Source organism: Pseudomonas sp. MF6396, from assembly GCF_002018915.1.
Taxonomy (GTDB): Bacteria; Pseudomonadota; Gammaproteobacteria; order Pseudomonadales; family Pseudomonadaceae; genus Aquipseudomonas; species Aquipseudomonas palmensis.
Genome location: NZ_MVOK01000008.1, coordinates 1 through 20,129, shown reverse-complemented (window position 1 = coordinate 20,129; position 20,129 = coordinate 1). Strand labels below are relative to the sequence as shown.

The 20,129-nt window shown below is 67.3% G+C and carries 10 protein-coding genes; 1 reads left to right on the top strand and 9 read right to left on the bottom strand.

Annotation, left to right across the window (positions count from 1 at the left end):
• Positions 1-57 precede the first annotated feature (57 nt).
• From MF6396_RS10110 to MF6396_RS10070, 9 genes are all read right to left on the bottom strand, one after another.
• Positions 58-966: a metal ABC transporter solute-binding protein, Zn/Mn family gene (locus MF6396_RS10110; RefSeq protein WP_043862406.1), complete on the bottom strand. Its 909-nt coding sequence runs from the start codon at positions 964-966 to the stop codon at positions 58-60.
• Positions 963-1,862 (bottom strand): metal ABC transporter permease, encoded by a 900-nt coding sequence (locus tag MF6396_RS10105; RefSeq protein WP_043862407.1) that lies wholly within the window; start codon positions 1,860-1,862, stop codon positions 963-965. The genes MF6396_RS10110 and MF6396_RS10105 overlap by 4 nt, the downstream gene beginning before the upstream one ends.
• Positions 1,862-2,623, bottom strand: a complete 762-nt coding sequence (locus tag MF6396_RS10100; protein ID WP_078480232.1) for a metal ABC transporter ATP-binding protein — start codon at positions 2,621-2,623, stop codon at positions 1,862-1,864. Before MF6396_RS10100 ends, MF6396_RS10105 begins: the two co-directional genes overlap by 1 nt.
• Positions 2,620-3,546: a metal ABC transporter substrate-binding protein gene (locus MF6396_RS10095; RefSeq protein WP_078480231.1), complete on the bottom strand. Its 927-nt coding sequence runs from the start codon at positions 3,544-3,546 to the stop codon at positions 2,620-2,622. The genes MF6396_RS10100 and MF6396_RS10095 overlap by 4 nt, the downstream gene beginning before the upstream one ends.
• A gap of 35 nt (positions 3,547-3,581) precedes the next feature.
• Complete coding sequence (locus tag MF6396_RS10090; RefSeq protein WP_054915566.1) at positions 3,582-4,160, bottom strand: DUF6162 family protein; 579 nt, start codon at positions 4,158-4,160, stop codon at positions 3,582-3,584.
• Positions 4,157-4,495, bottom strand: coding sequence for a hypothetical protein (locus tag MF6396_RS10085; protein WP_078480230.1), 339 nt, complete (start codon positions 4,493-4,495; stop codon positions 4,157-4,159). The genes MF6396_RS10090 and MF6396_RS10085 overlap by 4 nt, the downstream gene beginning before the upstream one ends.
• Positions 4,495-5,034: a thiamine pyrophosphate-binding protein gene (locus MF6396_RS10080; protein ID WP_078480229.1), complete on the bottom strand. Its 540-nt coding sequence runs from the start codon at positions 5,032-5,034 to the stop codon at positions 4,495-4,497. The genes MF6396_RS10085 and MF6396_RS10080 overlap by 1 nt, the downstream gene beginning before the upstream one ends.
• Positions 5,031-6,230: a PepSY-associated TM helix domain-containing protein gene (locus MF6396_RS10075; protein ID WP_078480228.1), complete on the bottom strand. Its 1,200-nt coding sequence runs from the start codon at positions 6,228-6,230 to the stop codon at positions 5,031-5,033. The genes MF6396_RS10080 and MF6396_RS10075 overlap by 4 nt, the downstream gene beginning before the upstream one ends.
• A gap of 198 nt (positions 6,231-6,428) precedes the next feature.
• On the bottom strand, positions 6,429-7,391 hold the full coding sequence (locus tag MF6396_RS10070) for a siderophore-interacting protein (RefSeq protein ID WP_043862414.1): 963 nt from the start codon (positions 7,389-7,391) through the stop codon (positions 6,429-6,431).
• Between the two features lie 251 nt (positions 7,392-7,642).
• On the opposite strand from MF6396_RS10070, the gene MF6396_RS10065 reads away from it, so the two are divergent.
• The coding region (locus MF6396_RS10065; RefSeq protein ID WP_078480227.1) for a non-ribosomal peptide synthetase at positions 7,643-20,129 on the top strand (12,487 nt) is incomplete at its 3' end.

Genomic DNA, 20,129 nt, shown 5'->3' with positions numbered 1-20,129 from the left:
TCGGCGCAACTGAAAAGCCCCAGGCGTTGCGCACTGGGGCTTTGTTTTTGCCGACCTTCAGGCCTTCGCGGCGAGTGCCTTGATCACTTCATCGATACTGCCCTGCAGTTCGCTCACCGGGTTTTCGCCGCCGCCCTCCAGCACCAGCAGGCGGCTGCCGGCCTTGGCGACTGCCGCAGCTACCGCCTCGCTCGGTTGGCGGTGGTCGAGCACCAGCGCCACGTCGTTGTCCTTGAGCAGGGCGGTCAGCTGTTGCAGTGCCTCGGGGGTCCACTGGTCTTCGGCGGGTACGCTGTAGGCCACCTGCTCCAGGTTCAGCCCGCCGATCAGGTAACCGAAGCGCTCCGACAGGCTTACCACGCTGAGGTTGTCGACTTCGCCCAGGCGCGCTTCGCTGTCGGCACTGAGCTTGAGCAACTGCTGCTTGAGCGTGGCCAGGTTGGCCTCGATTTTCGGCTTGGCGGCCGGCGCCAGGCGCACCAGGTCGGCGGCGGTCACGTCGGCCATGCGCCCCAGGTTGTTGCTCGACAGCCACGGCTGGCTGTTCAGGCCGTCCTTTGGCGCCCCCGGCTGCACCGCAATGCCGGGCAGGCTGCCATCCACCGGGCGTGCGGCATCCACTTCGACGATGCGGATATTGCTGCGCCGCGCCATCGGGTACAGCGGGTCGTCCGCCCATACCGAGCGCAGGCCGATCACCGCATCGGCGTTCACGGCCAGCTTCTGCAGGGCCGGCGCCCCGCGCCCGCTGAAGTAGGCGGTCTGGCGCGAGCCGGGCAGGTTGGCCGCGGCGGCGCGTTGCAGCTTCACCTCGCTGCCGTCGAGCAGCAATTGGCCAAGGCCGTAGGTGATGGGCAGGGACGCCAGTACCTGCACCGGGCGCGCGGCTTCGGCGGCCTGTGCGGCAACACTGAAGGCGCCGCTCAGGGCCAGTACCAGGGTCAGTTGGCGAAATGTCGGCTTCATCCGATGTTTCCTTTCAGGCTGGGCAGGGTGCCACGGGCGATGGCGGCCAGGGCGAAGGCCATGCCGGCGACCAGGATGATCGCGGCGCCCGAGGGCAGCGGCAGGTCGAACACGATCGGCAGCAGGATGCCGCTCAGGGTGCTGAGGGTGGCGATCACCACCGAGGTCCAGAAAAAACCCTTGAGCGACTGGCTCAGCAGGCGGGCGGCAGCGGCCGGGATCACCAGCAGTGCGCCCACTAGGATCGCGCCGATGACCTTCACCGCGGCCACGGTGATCAGCGTCACCAGCACCACGAACAGGTAGTCCAGGGTCTTCACTGCCACCCCGCGCACTGCCGCCAGCTGCGGGTTGAAGCTGGCCAGCATGATGCGGTTGTACAGCGGCAGGCTCAGGCCCAGCACCAGCGCGCCGACGATGGCCAGCACCAGCAGGTCGTTGCCGTTGACCGTCAGCACCGAGCCGAACAGCACGTTCTCCAGGATGTGCACGTTGATCTTGCCCGCCAGTATCAGCAGCAGGCTTGCGCCCAGCGCCAGCGACACCGACAGGAACACCCCGATCAGGGTGTCCGGGGCCAGCCCGGTGCGGTTGCGCAGGTAGTTGAGCAGCACGCCGAACAGCAGGCAGTAGCCGAACAGGCTGCCGTAGGGGCCGGTATAGGGTTCGCCGAGCAGGATGCCGATGGCCACCCCGGTCAGGGCCGCGTGGCCCACCGCCTCGGAGAAGAACGCAAAGCGCTTGACCACCACCAGCGTGCCCAGCCCGCCCAGCACCGGCCCGATCAGCAGGCCGGCGAGCAGCGCGTTGACCACGAAGCCATAGGCCAGGGCTTCGGGCAGGTAGCCGGAGGACGCCAGGCCCTGGATCATCAGGCGAAATTCTTCATAGTTCATCAGGCGTGGCTCCCGGTCGCCGCAGCGCTGCGCGGGTGGGTGGAAAACAGTTGCAGCAGCGCCTCCGGGCGCAGGGCCTGCTCGGGCGGCGCGTCGAACAGGATGCGCCGGTTGAGGCCGGTGACGTGATCGGCCAGGCGTTTCACCGCCTCCAGGTCGTGTTCGATCCACAGCACGGTGGTGCCGCTGGCGCGCCAGTCCAGCAGCAGTTGTTCGAAGATGCGGATGCCGGCTTCATCCAGTGCCGACATCGGTTCGTCCAGCACCAGCAGTTGCGGCGCCGGAATCAGCCCCTGGGCCAGCAGCACGCGCTGGCGCTCGCCGCCGGAGAGGGCGCCCATGCGCCGCTTGCGCTTGTCCTGCATGCCCACGCGCTCCAGCGCCTGGCCGATGCTCGCCGCGTAGTGGCGCGACAGCCCCAGGAACGCCGGGCGGCGCTGGCACATGGCGGCCATGAAGTCGTCCACGGTCATCGGCAGGCCACGGTCGAATTCCAGGGCCTGCGGCACGTAGCCGATGCAACCGGGGGCGCCGGCCCAGTGCAGGTTCAGGCGGCCGTGGTGGGGCATCTGGCCGAGCAGGGTCTTGATCAGCGAACTCTTGCCGCCGCCGTTGGGCCCCACCAGCGCATGCACGCTGCCAGGGCGCACCTTGAAGCTCACCTGGTCGAGGATGGTGGTGCGGCCCAGGGTCAGGCCAACGGCGTCGAACTCCACGCCGGGGCCCTGGCTGGCAAGGGTGATCGGCTCGATGGCGCTCATGCCCCGGCCTCCTGGATCGCGCGCACCACTGTATCGAGGTTGCTGGTCATCTCCTTTTCGTATTTTTCGGCGCTGTAGTCGCCGTAGGAGATGTGCGACAGCGGGTACAGGCGCACGCCGGACTCACGCTGGATGGTGTCCACATAGGTGGACGGGAAGTCGAGCTCCGAGAAGATCACCTTCACGTCCAGGTCGCGCAGCTGGTTGATGGTCTTCTTCAGCTGGCTGGGGCTCGGTTCGATGCCATGGGCGGGCTCGACCACGGCGGTGACTTCCAGGCCGAATTCACGCAGCAGGTAGTCGTAGGCCGCGTGCACGGTGGCCACGCGCAGGTCGGCATTGGGCGCGCTGGTGAGCTTGGCCAGGGCCTCGGCACGCAGCTGGCGCAGGCGCTTGCCATAGGCGCGGGCATTGGCGGTGTAGGCCTTGGCGTTGGCCGGGTCGAGCTTGCCCAGCTCGCGGGCGATGTTGTTGACCTGGGCGATCGAGGCGCTGATCGACAGGAAGGTGTGCGGGTTGACCACCTTGCCCGCGCCGCGTGCGGCGATGCCGGTGGCCGCCAGCAGCGGCACGTTGGCGTTGGCCTCGATGGTGGCCACGCCAGGCTTTTCGCTGGCCTCGATCATGCGGTCGGCAAAATCGTCATGCCCCACGCCGTTGAGCACCACCACGTCCAGCGTGCCGATGCGCTTGATGTCCTCGGCGCGTGGCTCGTAGGCGTGCGGGTTGAAGCCTGCCGGAATCAGCGGCACCACCTCGGCCTTGTCGCCGACGATGTTGGCCACGTAGCTGTAGTAGGGGTGCAGGGTGATGCCGATACGCAGGCGCTTGGCCTCTTCGGCGTGCGCCAGGGGCGCCAGGCACAGGGCGAGCATGCCGGCCAGGATGCGTCGGCGGTTGACCAGAAACGATGAAATAGACATGGGCAGGCGGTCTTCTCTCAGGTGTATCCGTGGGTTCAGTGCCGATGCTGGCGAGTGACCCCGGCATCGAATTGCGCGACGACCTGTTGCCAGCCCGCAGCGCTCAAGGCGGCGTCGCTGAGGTCGTGGGGGGCGGTGAGGTCGGTGCTGCGGTTGAGCCAGATATCGGCCGGGCTGTCGGGCTGTGCGCCCAGGCGCATCAGGAACGAGCCGGCCACTTCGCTGGCCTGGCTGAGCCCCAGGTAGGCGCCGCCTTCGAGCAACTGCCAGGTGTGGCCGCCACGGCTCACGGCGCTGGCGTCGCGGGCGAACGGGGCGTAGCCCTCGGCATCCAGCTCGGCCGGGGTGGGCAGGCGCTGTTCTTCCTGCTGACGCAGCTGGATCTCCTCCAGGGTAACCCGCAGGTCGGCGTATACCCCTTGCTCGCCGGCCGTGAGGTCGCGGCGCGCATCGAACTGATGGGCCGCCACTTCGCTGGTTTCGGTGGTTTCGCCGCGCCAGCTGACCACCGCGCCGGCCACCAGCAGCACCAGGGCGCAGAACAGCAGCACGTACAGCGTTTCATGGCCGGCACCGGCCGGGCGGATGGTCTGGGTCGTGGTCGGGGTGCTCATGGTGCCTCGATGTCGGCCTGGTCGATTTCCACCACATGACCGGGGCCTGCGTCGAACAGCACGTAGAACTCGGCATCGGGGCGCTTGAAGGTGAGCTTGGAGTCTTTGCCCAGCTTGCCGGGCACCAGGATGCTTTCGTCGTAGCCGATCACGTCGAGGGTTACGCCGGGGGCGCCGCTGCCGTCGGAAAAGCCGCCGGTGCACTGGATCTGGCCGCCTTCGATCTGCTTGCATTCGCAGATCGGGTTGTGGGCCAGCGCCAGGTTGCTGAAGGTGGCGAGCGAAGTGAGCAGTGCCGCGCCACCCAGGCGACGCAGCAGGTCAGAAACAGGCATCATTTGCCTCCTTGTTTTTGAAGCCAGGCGACAGTGCTTGGCGAAGCCTTGCTGAGCGGGACTGAACCCTGGTGCATGCTGCCGTCCCAGCCTTCCATGGTCACCCACAGTTCGGCGTCGGGGCTGGTCTTGAGCGGCACCGGCACCGTGGCGCCCATGCGGTAAGGGGAACCGAAGAAGATTCCGCCGGCGGCGCGCAGGCTGCGCGGCTTGCCGATACGCAGGTAGGTGGCCTTGACCTGTGGGATACAGGCTTCGCACAGGCTGGCGTTGAAGCTCTTCATGTAGCCGGCCGGCCCGTCCTGGCGCGGCGCCTCGTTGCGCAGCTCGGCCAGCTTCAGGCTCCAGGGGCCGACCTGGACCTCGCCGATCTCGCGTTCGCCCAGGCCCACGTCACCGCGAAACAAGGCCGCATCAGCAAAGTACTTGGGCATGAAACCCAGCGGTACCAACAACAGCAGTATGTTGATGTGAAAACGCCATTTCAGCCAGAACTGGCGCAGGCGCGAAGGCGGTTGTGCAGCGATTGCCTTGCTCATGCCTGGCTCTCCGAAGGGGTAGGGGTGGCAGCGGCGGCGCGCTTGGCGCGTGCCGGTTTTTCGCTGCGCTTGAGGGCGGTGGCCGTGGCGATGGCGGTGCGCTTGGTCCAGATCAGCAGGCCGCTGAGCACCATCATGCTCAGCAGCAGGCCGAACACGAACCAGATCAGCTTGATCCAGATACCCCCGAAATCGCCGGTATGCAGCGGGCGCATCGACTCGGTGACGAATTCGAGCTTGCTGCGGTCGGACAGCAGCTCATGGGCCTCGACCACGCCACTGTAGGGGTTGACCGATGCGGTCTGGAACATCAGCGGGTACCAGCTGCGCCCCCCCACCGAGGTGTGGCTGTAGGCGTTGCTCGGCAGGCTGATGAAGCTCACGTCCAGCCCCGGGATCTTGTCGATGGCGATCTTTTCGATGGCATCCAGGCTCAGCACCGGGGCCGGCTGGCCGGCGGGCGCGGTGGGCACGTTCTCGCGGGCGATCACCGGCAGCACCTGGTTGCTGGAAATCGAGATCTGGTTGTCGAACAGAATCGCCTGGATCAGGAACCAGGTACCGGTGATCGAGATGACTGCGATGAACCAGATCGACCAGATCCCGCTCAGGCGGTGGAAGTCGCCCCAGAAAATCCGCGCACCGTGCTTCAGGCGCAGGGTCGGCTTGAGAAAGCCCTTCCAGAAGCGCTTGTACACCACCAGCCCGGTAACCAGCGAGGCCAGCATCGGCAGCCCCAGCAGCGACACCAGGTACCAGCCCCAGCTGTAGCCATTGGTGAACGGCACCAGCCACCAGCCGTGCAGGGCGCGGGTAAAGGCCTGGAAGTTGAACTGCGCCGCCTCGCCCTGGACCACCCCGGTGTACGGGTTGACGTAGAGCGTGGTGGAGCGCGAGTCGGGGTAGGTGACGCTGACGGTCAGGGCGAAATGCGATTCGTCCGGGCGCACGATGGTGCTGACATACACCCCCGGCTGCGCGGCCTCGACGGCGGCGCGCACCTGGTCGAAGCCCAGCATCGGCGGGTCGCCGTCGGGTTTGGAGGCGCGGACCTCGGGCTGCGCCAGCCAGACGATTTCCTGGCTGACCACGGCCAGCGTCCCGGTGAAGCAGACGATCAGCACGAAGAACCAGATCGGCAGGGCTAGCCAGCTGTGGACCAGAAACCAGAGTTTTGAACGTGACTTTTTCGACATTGGGCAGGCAACTTCGATTCGGAGTGTGGTGAGCATGAGGTTCCGGAGCACGGGGTGTCTGGGCTCAGGCTCGCTCGAAAGGGTGCAGTGGTAATTGTTAGGACGAATGAGAAGCAGAAATCCTGCACTAAAAAATGCAAGCAAATGTTTCCAAGGCTCCCGGCCTGCCGCCCGGAGCCCTGGAAAACGCCTGCGGTCCTACTCGAACGTGCGGCCGGCGCGCCAGTAGCCCATCAGGGTCAGCGCGTTGCGGTCCAGGCCCTGTTCGTTGATCAGAAAGCGCCGGATCTGCATCACCGCAGCCGATTCCCCGGCCACCCAGGCGTAGAAGCTCTGGTGGCTGGCGCTGGCACGTTCCCAGAGGATCTGCTGGTCGATGTCCACCTCCTCGAGGCGCGTGTCGGCGGGCGGGCGTCTGGCGGGCAGGGTGGCCAGCTGGGTCACGGCATGCACCATGGCCTGGCCCTGGATGCGCTGTTGCTGGTCGCGTGGCAGCCAGTGCAAGGTGGTGCTGGCATTGCAGCGCAGGGCCAGGCAGTCCTGTTGCAGCGGCACCTCGACATAGGCTTCGACCTGGGGCGGGTCATCTTGCCCGGCGAGGGTTTCGAGAATGCCGGCAATGGCTGGCAAGGCGGTTTCATCGCCCACCAGCAGAATGTTGCGCACCCCGGCGGGCGGGTTCCATTCGTAGCCCCCGGGGTCGCCGGCGAAGGCCAGGTTGGGTGCCAGGATCTGCAGACGGTCGCCTGTGCGGGCGTGGGTGGCCCAGGCCGAGGCGGGGCCGTTGACCCCGTGCAGTACGAAATCGATATCCACCTCGGCCTGTTCGCGGCGCAGGGCACGGATGGTGTAGGTGCGCATGGGCGGGCGGCTGGCCTCGGCCAGGGCGCGGCGGGCTTCGTTCCAGTGCAGGTCGTTGGGCAGTTCGGGCGGGCTGCCGTCGGCGGCGGGGAAGAACAGCTTGACGCGTTGATCGGCAGCCAGGGTGTGCATCCGGGCCACGTCCGGGCCGGTGAACACCAGGCGGCTCAGCGACGGGCTCAGTTGGATGCGTTGCTTGAGGGTGACATCGAACAGGCGGTAGGCGCGCTCGGGCTGTGCGCCGGCCAGCTTGCGCAGGCCGCGCCCGACGGCGCGGGTCAGGGAGGAGGCGGTGGACATGGCATAGGCCTTTCTTGCAGCGGGTTCTCTTTGGAGACGAGGGAAGACGGGGGGAAATTAGGGGGCTGGCCACTCCAGTTCCGCAGGCCCCGGCACGTTGCATGTGCCGTGTGCACGCTATGCAGGCGCCAGCCTTGCTGGCCAACGCATGCGCCGGCGCTTTCACAGCCTAAATCACCCTGCACCTGCTTCGTTCTTGTGGATACGACTGGACCTTGTGGTCCCGCATCCTATCGACAAGGACGCATTGCATGAATGCCCAAGACTCGCTGAAACTCGCTCGCCGCTTTATTGAACTGCCAACCGAAAAGCGTCCGCTGTTCCTGGAAGCACTGCGCAAGGAGGGCGTCGATTTCTCGCAGTTCCCGATCCCGGCCAACGCCACCAGCAGCGAGCGCGACGGCCTGTCCTACGCGCAAGGGCGCATGTGGTTCCTGTGGCAGCTCGATCCGCAAGGCGCCGCCTACAACCTGCCGATGGCCGTGCGCCTCAAGGGTGAACTCGACAACCATGCCCTGCAACAGGCCTTCGATGCGCTGGTGGCTCGCCATGAAACCCTGCGCACGCTGTTCGAACAGGGCGACGGGCAGGTCCGTCAGCGCGTTCTGCCGCCCACACCGGTCACGATCGTCACCCATGACCTGAGCCATCTCGCACCCGCAGACCGCGAAACACAAGTCGGCGCACGGGTCGAGTCCGATGCCGGCAGCCCCTTCGACCTGGGCAACGGTCCGCTGCTGCGCGTGCAACTGCTCAGGCTCGACGCGTGCGAGCACGTGCTGCTGCTGACCCTGCACCACATCGTCGCCGACGGCTGGTCGCTGAACGTGCTGATCGACGAGTTCATCCGCCTTTACGACGCCGCCAGCAGTTCGGGCGAAGCGGCCCTGCCCGAGCTGCCGATCCAGTACCGCGACTACGCGCTGTGGCAACGCAGCTGGCTGGAGGCCGGCGAGCAGGAACGCCAGCTTGGCTACTGGCGCGAAAAGCTCGGTGACGACCATGCGCCGCTGGCGCTGCCGTTCGACCACCTGCGTCCGGCCATACCGACTCAGCGCGGGGCGCGACATGCCTTCGAAGTGCAGCCGGCGCTGGCCGAGCAGTTGCGCAGCCTCGCCCGCGCCCAGGGCGCAACGCTGTTCATGGTGTTGCTGGGCGGCTTCAAGCTGCTGCTGCAACGCTACAGCGGCCAGCGCGCGATCCGCGTCGGGGTGCCGGTGGCCAACCGCAACCGCGCCGAGGTCGAGGGCCTGATCGGCTGTTTCATCAATACCCAGGTGCTGCACACCGATATCGACCCGCTGATCGACGTGGCCGAGCTGGTGCAGCGCATCAAGCACACCGCTGTCGGCGCCCAGGCTCATCAGGACCTGCCGTTCGAGCGCCTGGTCGAAGCGCTTGATCTGCCACGCAGCGCCAACCAGGGCGCGCTGTTCCAGGTGCTGTTCAACCACCAGGCCAACATCGCCGATGCCGCGCAGATCACCACCCGCTCGGGCCTGGCCCTGGAGAAGGTCGCGCTGGACAAGCACAGCGCGCGTTTCGACCTGGCGCTGGACACCTACGAAAGCGCCGGTCGCCTGCACGCCACCTTCACCTATGCGCTGGACCTGTTCGATGCGGCCACCATCGTCGCCATGGGCGAGCATTGGGTGCAATTGCTGCAAGGCCTGGTGGCGGACGCGTCGTGTGCCGTCGGTGAGCTGCCGCTGCTGGTCGCCGGTACCCCGCACATCGACACGCCGGCCCTCGCGCTGGACGACACCTGCATCCATCATCTGATCGAGCAGGCGGGCGCAGCCACTGCGCAGGGCATCGCGGCCATCAGCGCCGGTCGGCAGATCACCTATGCCACTCTGTGCCAGCGCAGCGACGCACTGGCTGCGGCGTTGCGCCAGGCCGGGGTGCAGGTGGACGAGCGGGTCGGCGTGGTTGCCGACCGCTCCATCGACATGCTGGTGGCCATCCTGGCTGTGCTCAAGGCAGGCGCCGCCTACCTGCCACTGGAGCCCGAGCAGCCGCGCGAGCGGCTCGACTTCATGCTGGCTGACAGCAACGTGCGCGTGGTGCTGGCCGCTTCGACCTGGGCAGAAACATTGCCGGTGCAGGTACACCTGATGCACGCCGATGCCGTGTACCCCGACGCTGCCGCGCCGGTAGTGGCGGTCGCGCCGGACAACCTGGCCTATGTGATCTACACCTCCGGCACCACCGGCAGGCCCAAGGGTGTCGGCATCAGCCATGGCGCGCTGGCCAACTACGTGCGCGGGGTCGGTCGACGCCTGCCGATGCAGGCCATCCGGAGCCTGGCGATGGTTACCACGCCTGCCGCCGACCTGGGCCACACCGTGCTGTTCGGTGGACTGTGCAGCGGCAAGACCCTGCATCTGCTGGACAAGCAGACGGTGCTGGATGCCGACGCTTTCGCCCGCTACCTGCACGAGCACGCGGTGGATGCGCTGAAGATCGTGCCTTCGCACCTGGAGGCCATGCTGCCTGCAGGTTCAGCAGCGTTGCCCCGCCAGTGCCTGATCCTCGGCGGCGAAGCCTGCACGCCTGCTCTGCTGCAACGCATCGCGGGGCTGGCCCCGACGCTTGCGGTGATCAACCATTACGGCCCCACCGAAACCACCGTGGGTGTGCTGACCCATGCAATGGATGGCCAGCCGGTGCTGGGCACGCCGCTGGACAACCTTCGCGTGAAGGTGCTCGATGCTTGCCTGCAGCAGGTGCCAGGCGCGGCGCGAGGCGAGCTGTACATCGCCGGGGCCGGGCTGGCCCGGGGGTACCTGGGGCGTGCCGGGCTGACCGCCGAACGCTTTGTGCCCGACCCGGATGACGCTGCCGGCGGGCGCCTGTACCGCACCGGCGACTGGGTGCGTCGCAACGGCCTGGGGCAACTGCTGTTCGCCGGGCGTATGGACGGTCAGGTCAAGATTCGCGGTTATCGTGTGGAACTGGCAGAAATCGAGAGTCGCGTGCGCGAGTTGCCCGGCATTCGTGCTGCCGTGGTGCGTGTGGTGGGCGAGGGCCAGGCGCAGCAACTGGCCGCTTACCTGGTGCCGGTTGACGCGCCACACGGCGATGCCGCGCAGCAGGCCCTGCTCGATGCCAGCCGCACCGCGCTCAAGCAGGCCCTGCCCGAACACATGGTGCCCACCCACCTGTCGTTGCTCGAACGCCTGCCGGTGACCGCCAACGGCAAGCTCGACCTCAAGGCCCTGCCGCAGCCGGCAGCGGCACAGACTACCTACCGTGCGCCGCAGACACCATTGCAGGCAGTGGTGGCACAGATCTGGGCCGAAGTACTGCACATGGATCAGGTGGGCCTGGACGACAACTTCTTCGCCCTGGGCGGACACTCGCTGCTGGCCACCCAGGTGGTCTCGCGGGTGCGCAAGCAACTGGGCCTGGATATCCCGCTGCGCGCGCTGTTCGACAGCGCCGACCTGCTGGCCTTCACCGACGTGGCGCAAGCCCTGGCGCCGGTAACGCAAGCCGACTTCGAGGTACTGGACCGCAGCGCGCCGCTGGCGGTTTCGCATGCCCAGTACCGCCAGTGGCTGTTCTGGAAGCTGCACCCGCACAGCGCGGCCTACAACACGCCGCTGGCTGTGCGTCTGCGCGGCGCGCTGGACCTGTCGGCCCTGCAGTCGGCCTTCGATGCGCTGGTGGGCCGCCACGAGTCGCTGCGCAGCGTGTTCGACGAGCGCGACGGCATGCCGTGGCAGCGCGTGTTGCCGCCTGCGCCGCTGGCCATCGCGATTCACGACCTCAGCGCCGAGCCTGTACAGGCACTGATGCAGCGCCTGGACGAAGAGGCCGCCACCCCGTTCGACCTGGCGCACGGCCCGCTGCTGCGCGTCAGCCTGTTCAAGTGCGCCGGTGACGAGCATGTGCTGGGCCTGATGCTGCACCACATCGTCTCCGACGGCTGGTCGATGGGGGTGATGATGCGCGAGCTGGCGAACGCCTACAACGCCCGTGTGCGCGGCGAGCCGCTGCACCTGGAGGCGCTGCCGGTGCAGTACGCCGACTACGCCGCCTGGCAGCGCAAGCGTCTGGCCCAGGGGCTGCAACAGGCCCAGCTCGAGTACTGGAAGGCCCAGCTCGAAGACGACTTCGCGGTGCTCGAACTGCCGGCCGACCGCAGCCGACCCAAGGAGCAGAGCCATCAGGGCGGGCGTATCGACATCCGCCTGCCGGACACGCTGGCCAGCGGCCTGCGCGAACTGGCGGTGCAGCACAGCGCCACACTGTTCCACGTATTGCTGGCGGCGTTTGCCATCGTGCTGTCACGCTACAGCGGCAAGCCCAAGGTCAACATCGGTATCCCGGTCACCAACCGCAATCGCCTGGAGCTCGAAGGGCTGATCGGCTTCTTCGTCAACACCCTGGTGGCGCGGGTGGGCATCGACCCGGCGCTGACCTTCAGCCAGTTGCTGGAGGCCGTCAAGGACACTGCCTTGCAGGCCCAGGCCAACAAGGACGTACCGTTCGACGCACTGGTCGATGAACTCAAGCCCGAGCGCGGGCTGGGTTACAACCCGCTGTTCCAGGTGATGTACAACCACCTGCGCGACGTTGGCGGCCAGGTCTCGGCCGACAGCCTGCACGGCCTGCACGTCGAGGAAATCGACCTGGTCGAGCAGACCGCGCATTTCGATATCTCGCTCAACACCTTCGAGCGCGCCAGCGGGCTGGTGGCCACCTTCAACTATTGCACCGACCTGTTCGACGCCGCGCGCATCCAGCGCATGGCCGCGCACTGGCAGAACCTGCTCGAAGGCATCTGCCAGGCCCCGCGTCAGCGCCTGGCGCAACTGAGCCTGCTGGGCGCCGACGAGCGCCGGCAGATCCTCGGCCAGTGGCAGCCCGGCCAGCAGTCGAGCCAGCGCCAGGTTCACCAGTTGATCGCAGACCACGCGACACTGACGCCGAACGCGGTGGCGGTGCTCTGCGAAGGGCGCCAGTTGACCTACGCGCAACTGAACGCCCAGTCCAATCGCCTGGCGCATCACCTGATTGAACTGGGCGTAGGCCCCGAGGTGCGCGTGGCCGTGGCGTTGCGCCGCTCGGTCGACACCGTGGTGGCCCTGCTGGCGGTGCTCAAGGCCGGGGGTGCTTATGTGCCGCTGGACGTGGCCTACCCGCAGGACCGTCTGCACTACATGATCGAGGACTGCAAGGCTGCACTGGTGCTGACCCAGCACGACGTGCTCGACCAGCTGGCGCTGCCCGGCGCGATGGCGACCTTGCTGGTGGACCAGCCCCAGGCCTGGCAGGAGCGGGCCGACACCACGCCGCAGGTGGCGCTGAACGAAGGCAACCTGGCCTACGTGATCTACACCTCCGGTTCCACCGGCCAGCCCAAGGGCGTGGCGGTGGCGCATGGCCCGCTGGTGGCGCACGTGCTGGCCATCGGCGAGCGCTATGAAATGACCCCGCGCGACTGCGAGCTGCAGTTCATGTCGCTGGCCTTCGACGGTGCCCACGAGCGTTGGCTGACCGCCCTGAGCCACGGCGCCCGCCTGCTGCTGCGCGGCGACGAGCTGTGGTCGCCGGAGCAGGCCTGCCAGGTGATGCGCGAGCAGGGCGTGACTGTCACTGCGCTGCCGCCGGTATACCTGCAGCAGGTGGCCGAGCATGTCGAACAGGCCGGCAACCCGCCGGCCGTGCGCATCTACTGCTTTGGCGGCGATGCCGTGCCGCAGGCGAGCTATGCACTGGCTTGGCGTGTGTTGCGCCCGCAGTACATCGTCAACGGCTACGGCCCGACCGAAACAGTGGTAACGCCGCTGCTGTGGAAGGCCCGTGAAGGCGATACCTGTGGCGCCGCCTACGCGCCCATCGGCAGCCTGGTGGGGCGCCGCACGGCCTATGTGCTGGACGCCGAGCTGAACCTTTTGCCCAACGGCCTTGCCGGTGAGCTGTACCTGGGCGGGCAGGGCGTGGCACGCGGTTACCTGGACCGCCCCGGCCTGACCGCCGAACGCTTCGTACCCGACCCGTTCGCCGCCGACGGCACGCGCGTGTACCGCAGTGGCGACCTCACGCGGGTGCGCGCCGACGGCCTGGTCGACTACCTGGGGCGCATCGACTATCAGGTCAAGATTCGCGGCTTTCGTATCGAGCTGGGCGAGATCGAGGCCCGTCTGCAGGGACACCCGCAGGTGCGCGAAGCGGTGGTCGTCGACATCCCCGGCCCCAGCGGCAAACAGCTGGCCGGCTACCTGGTGCCCGTGGCCGCGCCGGATGCGCAGCAGCACACCGAGCTGCGCAACACCTTGCGTGAACACCTCAAAGCAGTGCTGCCGGACTACATGGTACCGGCGCACCTGATCGTGCTCGACGCCTTGCCGCTGACCCCAAACGGCAAGCTCGACCGCAAGGCGCTGCCCAAACCGGACGCCAGCCTGCTGCAACAGGCCTACGTGGCGCCGCAGAGCGACCTGGAACATCAGCTCGCCGCCCTCTGGGCGGGCGTGCTCAAGGTCGAGCAGGTGGGCGTCACCGACAACTTTTTCGAACTGGGCGGCGATTCGATCATCTCCATCCAGCTGGTCAGCCGCGCGCGCCAGGCCGGCATCCATTTCAGCCCCAAGGAGCTGTTCCAGCACCAGACCGTGCAGGGCCTGGCGTCGGTGGCGCGCCAGGGCGAGCAGGCCCGCCAGATCGACCAGGGCGCTGCCAGCGGCCAGGCGCTGCTGCTGCCGGTGCACCAGTATTTCTTCGGCGCGCAGATGCCCGAACAGCACCACTGGAACCAGGCTGTGCTGCTCAAGCCCGGCCAGACATTGCAGGCGCAGACACTGGAGCAGGCGTTGCAGGCGCTGACCACCCAGCACGATGCGCTGCGCCTGAACTACAGCCTCCAGGCCGACGGCCAATGGGCCGCGCACTACGGTGCCGTGGCCCAGCAACAGACCATCGTGTGGGCGGCTGCGGCAGAACACGCCGAGGCGTTGCAGGCGCTGTGCGAAAAGGCCCAGCGCAGCCTGAACCTCGAACGCGGTGAACTGCTGCGTGCGGTACTGGCGACCCTGCCCGATGGCAGTCAGCGCCTGTTGCTGGCGATCCACCACCTGGTGGTCGATGGCGTGTCGTGGCGCATTCTGCTGGAGGACCTGCAAACGGCCTACACGCAACTGGCTGCCGGACAGGCCGTGACCCTGCCGGCCAAGACCAGCTCGACCCAGGCCTGGGCGCAACGTTTGCAAACCCATGCCGCCACCCTGCAACCGCAACTGGCGTACTGGACCGCCGAGCTGGCGGGCGTCAGCGCCGAACTGCCGTGCGACCATCCGCAGGGTTCGCTGCAGGGCGTGCATCTGGCCACGGCCCACACCGTGCTCGACGCGGCCACCACCCGCCAGTTGCTGCAACAGGCCCCGGCCGCCTACCGCACCCAGGTCAACGACCTGCTGCTGACCGCCCTGGCGCGGGTGATCGCACGCTGGACCGAGCGTGATGAGGTACTGATCCAGCTCGAAGGGCATGGTCGCGAAGACCTGTTCGATGACGTGGACCTGACCCGCACAGTGGGCTGGTTCACCAGCATGTTCCCGGTCAAGCTGAGCCCCACCGACAGCCTCGATGGCTCGATCAAGCGCATCAAGGAACAGTTGCGTGCGGTGCCGGACAAAGGCATCGGCTTCGGTGCGCTGCGCTACCTGGGTGACGCGCAGGCCCGCGAAGCACTGGCCGCGCTGCCGGTGCCGCGTATCACCTTCAACTACCTGGGCCAGTTCGATGGCAGCTTTGCCGAAGACGGCCAGGACGCCTTCCTCACTCCGGCCAGCGAGCACGCCGGGGCCAACCAGAGCCCCGAGGCGCCGCTGGGCAACTGGCTGGCGATCAATGGCCAGGTGTATGGCGGCGAATTGAAACTGGGCTGGAGCTTCAGCCGCCGCATGTTCGACGAACCGACCATCCAGGCCCTGGCCCAGGCGTATGCCGAAGAGCTCAAGGCGCTCATCGCGCATTGCGTCCGGCCAGACAGCTTCGGCCTGACCCCATCGGACTTCCCGATTGCCGGCCTGACCCAGGCACGCCTGGACGAGTTGCCGGTTGCCGCGCGCGATATCGAAGACATCTACCCGCTGTCACCGATGCAGCAGGGCATGCTGCTGCACACCCTGATGGACCCGCATTCGGGCATCTACTTCATGCAGGCGCGCAAGAGCATCCGCAGCCCCATCGACTTCGAGCGCTTCACCGTGGCCTGGCGTGCGGTGGCGCAGCGTCACGAACCGCTGCGCACCTCGTTCAGCCTCGACCGTGATGGCCAGATGCTGCAGATCGTGCACCGCCAGGCGCAGTTGAGCGTGAGCTTCCTGGACTGGAGCGAGCAGACGCCTGAGCAGCAGGAGGTGTCGTTGCAGGCGCTGCTGCGCGAGGAGCGCGACCAGGGCTTCAGGCTGCTGGAGCAGCCGCCGATCTGGGTGCGTCTGATCCGCCGTGAAACCGACCATTACTGGTTCATCCTCAGCAACCACCACATCCTGCTGGATGCCTGGTGCCACTCGCAGCTGTTCGAAGACTTCTTCACCTTCTACAACGGTCAGACCCTGCCGGCCGCCGAGCGCTTCGGCAGCTTCATCGGCTGGTTGCAGCAACAGGACGAGCAGGCCGCGCTGGCAATGTGGCGCGAAGAGCTGCAGGACTTCAGCGAAGTCACCGCGCTGCCGTTCGACCGCAAGAAGGGCGATGGCGAGTCGGCCGGCATCGGCGACAACTACGTGTACCTGGCCCCCGAGCAGGGGCGCCTGCTGCATGAACTGGCCCAGCGCAATCAGATCACCGTCAACACCTTCGCCCAGGCTGCCTGGTCGCTGGTGCTGCACCGCTACAGCGGCCTGCACGACGTACTGTTCGGGGTGACGGTGGCGGGCCGCCCGGTCAATCGCCCGGAGATGCAGAGCACCGTGGGGCTGTTCATCAACAGCATCGCGCTGCGCGTGGACATTCCGCAGGCCGGTGACGACCTGAGCGTGAAGGCCTGGCTGCAGCGCCTGTTCGAGAAGAACTTCACCCTGCGCGAATACGAGTACCTGCCGCTGGTGCAGATCCAGGCGTGCAGTGCGGTAGAAGCGGGGCACCCGATCTTCGACAGCCTGCTGGTGTATGAAAACGCGCCGATGGAAAGCAAGGTGCTGAGCAATGCGCAGCAGCTCAACGTGGCCGGTTCCACGTCGCGAACCCACACCAATTACCCGCTGACAGTGGTGATCTACCCCGGCGACGAGCTGGGCCTGCACCTGTCCTACGACCAGAGCTACTTCGACGAGCCCACCATTGCCGCGCTGCTGGAAGACTTCCGTCGCCTGCTGCTGGCCCTGGCCGAGGGCTTTCATGGTCGCTTCGACGAGCTGGCCCTGGTGGGCGCGCCGGAGCTGGCCAAGGTGCATGAACAGCCCGAGGCCCTGGCCGAATACCCGCTGGAGGCCGGGTATGTGAACCTGTTCGAGGCGCAACTGGCGGCCCACCCCGAGCAGGTGGTGGCGCGCTGCGAAACGCAGGCATGGACCTACCGCGAGCTGGACGCGCACGCCAGCCGGGTGGCGCAGGCACTGATGGCCGCCGGGGCCAAGCCGGACCAGCCGGTGGCGATGCTCAGCGAGCGTAATCTGGAGCTGCTGGGCATGGCCGTGGGGGTGTTCAAGGCCGGCTGTGCCTACCTGGCGCTGGACCCGCAACTGCCCGACCAGCGCCTGGCCGAGGTGCTGGCCCTGGCCGGTGCGCCGGTACTGCTGGCCAGCAGCGACTTCGCGGCCCGTGCCCAGGGCCTGCTGGCCCTGCTGCCCGAGGCTCGCCGAGCGACGCTGCTGATCGACGATGCACTGCCGCCGGTGGACGTGCCGATCGATTACCCCGGTCGCCATACGGGCGGGCGAGCGCTGGCCTACCTGATCTACACCTCCGGCTCCACTGGCACGCCCAAAGGGGTACAGGTGGAGCAGCGCGGCATGCTCAACAACCAGTTGAGCAAGGTGCCTTACCTGCAACTGGACGACGCGGACGTGATCGCCCAGACCGCCTCGCAGAGCTTCGACATTTCGGTCTGGCAGCTGCTGGCCGCGCCGTTGTTCGGCGCGCAGGTGGATATCGTGCCCAACCGCATTGCGCATGACCCGCGGGCGTTGCTCAGCTACGTTCGCGAGCGCGGCATCACCCTGCTCGAGAGCGTGCCGTCGTTATTGCAGGTGATGCTCGACGAGCTTGAACAACTGGGCAGCCCCGGCCAGGAACTGGGTCGGCTGCGCTGGCTGCTGACCACCGGCGAGGCGCTGGCGCCGGAGCTGGCGCGGCGCTGGGTGCAGCGTTATCCCGAGGTGGGCCTGGTGAACGCCTATGGCCCGGCCGAGTGTTCCGACGACGTGGCGCTGTTCAACGTCCTGCCGGCCTCGACCACGGGGATTCGCCTGCCGATCGGCGTGGCCACCGACAACAACCGCCTGTACCTGCTCAACGGCAACCTCGACCCGGTGCCCAACGGCGCCATCAGCGAGCTGTTCGTGGCCGGCATCGGTGTGGGGCGCGGTTATCTGGGCGATGCCAGGCGTACCGCGGCGACCTTCCTGCCCGATCCGTTCGACACCAGTGTGCAGGGTGGCGGGCGCCTGTACCGCAGCGGCGACCTGGCGCGCCATGGTGCCGACGGGGTACTCGAATACGTCGGGCGTACCGACCATCAGGTCAAGATTCGCGGGTTCCGTATCGAGCTGGGCGAGATCGAGATCGCGCTGCAGGCGCATGCCGCCGTGCGCGAGGCAGTGGTGCTCGCTGTGCAGGGCCTGGGCGGCAAGCAGCTGGCGGCCTACGTGGTGGCCAGCGGGGCAGGGCAGGCCGAGTTGCGCGGTGCGCTGCGCGACCACCTCAAGGCGATGCTGCCCGAGTACATGGTGCCGTCGTACTTCGTGTTCCTCGACACGCTGCCGCTCAACCCCAACGGCAAGCTGGACCGCAAGGCCCTGCCGGCACCGGATACCAGCCAGGTGCAGCAGCAGTTCGTGGCACCGGTCAGTGTGCTCGAGCAGCAGGTGGCGGCGATCTGGGCGCAGGTGCTCAAGGTCGAGCAGGTGGGCTTGAACGACAACTTCTTCGAGCTGGGCGGGCACTCGCTGCTGGCGACCCAGGTGGTGTCGCGTCTACGCCAGCAACTGGAGGTCGAACTGCCCTTGCGTGCGCTGTTCGAGGCACCGCTGCTGGCCGACTTCATCGCCGATGTGCAGGGCGCCAGCCGTGCCACGGCGCCGGCCTTCCGGCACGTGGCGCGCAACCAGCCACTGCGGCTGTCGTATGCCCAGCAACGCCAGCTGTTCCTCTGGCAGCTGGATGCCCACAGCACGGCCTACAACATGCCGCTGGCACTGAGCCTTAAGGGCGCGTTGGACATCGATGCCCTGCAGGCCAGCTTCACGTCGCTGATCGAACGTCACGAGACCTTGCGCACCACTTTCAGCCAGGCCGATGGTCAGGCGGTGCAGGTGATCCATGCACCCGCGCCATTCACCCTGCAGGTCGAGCAGGTCGGCGTGCCGGCCGGTGCCGATGCGCAGGCATGGGTCAAGATGCTGGTGGAGGCCGAAACCCGTCGCGTGTTCGATCTGCAGCAGGGGCCGCTGTTGCGCGTCAAGCTGCTGGCCCTGGCCGAGGGCGAGCATGTGCTGGTGCTCACCTTGCACCATATCGTTTCCGATGGCTGGTCGATACCGGTGATGGTCGAGGAACTGATCCAGTTCTACGAAGGCCATCGCCGGGGCCAGCCGCTGCAGTTGCCGGCGCTGGCGATCCAGTACGCCGACTACGCGGTGTGGCAACGTCAGTGGATGGAGGCCGGTGAGCAGGCCCGCCAACTGGCCTACTGGACCACGCAGCTGGCGGGTGGCCAGGCGTTGCTGGAGTTGCCCACCGACCGGCCGCGCCCCGCCACGCAAAGCCATGCCGGGGCCAACCTGGGCATCGAACTCGACCCTTCGCTGGCCAGCGCGCTGGAGCAGTTGGCCAAGGCCCAGGGCGTGACGCTGTTCATGTTGCTGCTGGCCAGCTTCCAGGCCTTGCTGCATCGCTACACCGGGCAGGATGACATTCGTGTCGGGGTGCCGATCGCCAACCGTACCCGGCTGGAGACCGAGCGCCTGATCGGCTTCTTCGTCAACACCCAGGTGCTCAAGGCCGAGTTCGATTCGCACACCACCTTTGCCCAGTTGCTGCAGCAGGTACAGCGCACGGCGCTGGCCGCGCAGGGCCATCAGGACCTGCCATTCGAGCAGTTGGTGGAGGCGTTGCATCCCCAGCGCAGCCTCAGCCACACGCCGTTGTTCCAGGTGATGTACAGCCACCAGAGCCAGGTCAAGGGCGCGCGTCACAGCTTGCCGGGCCTGACCGTGGAGAGCCTGGCGTGGGAGCAGGGCACTGCACAGTTCGACCTGACCCTGGAGACCGTCGAGCAGGCGAACGGGCTCGGCGCCACGCTGAACTACGCGACCGCCCTGTTCGACGAGGCGAGCATCCAGCGCCTGGCCAGCCACTGGCGACAGTTGCTGCAGGGTATCGTCGAGCAGCCGCAGCAGCGCATTGCCGAACTGGCGTTGCTGGATGGCCAGGAACAGGCGCGCATCGTGCAGGCGTGGAACCCGGTCGAGGCGGAGCACGCGCCCGGGCCGTGCATTCACCAGCACATCGCGGCGCAGGCGAACAGGACCCCGCAAGCCATCGCGGTGGCCTTCGGCGAGC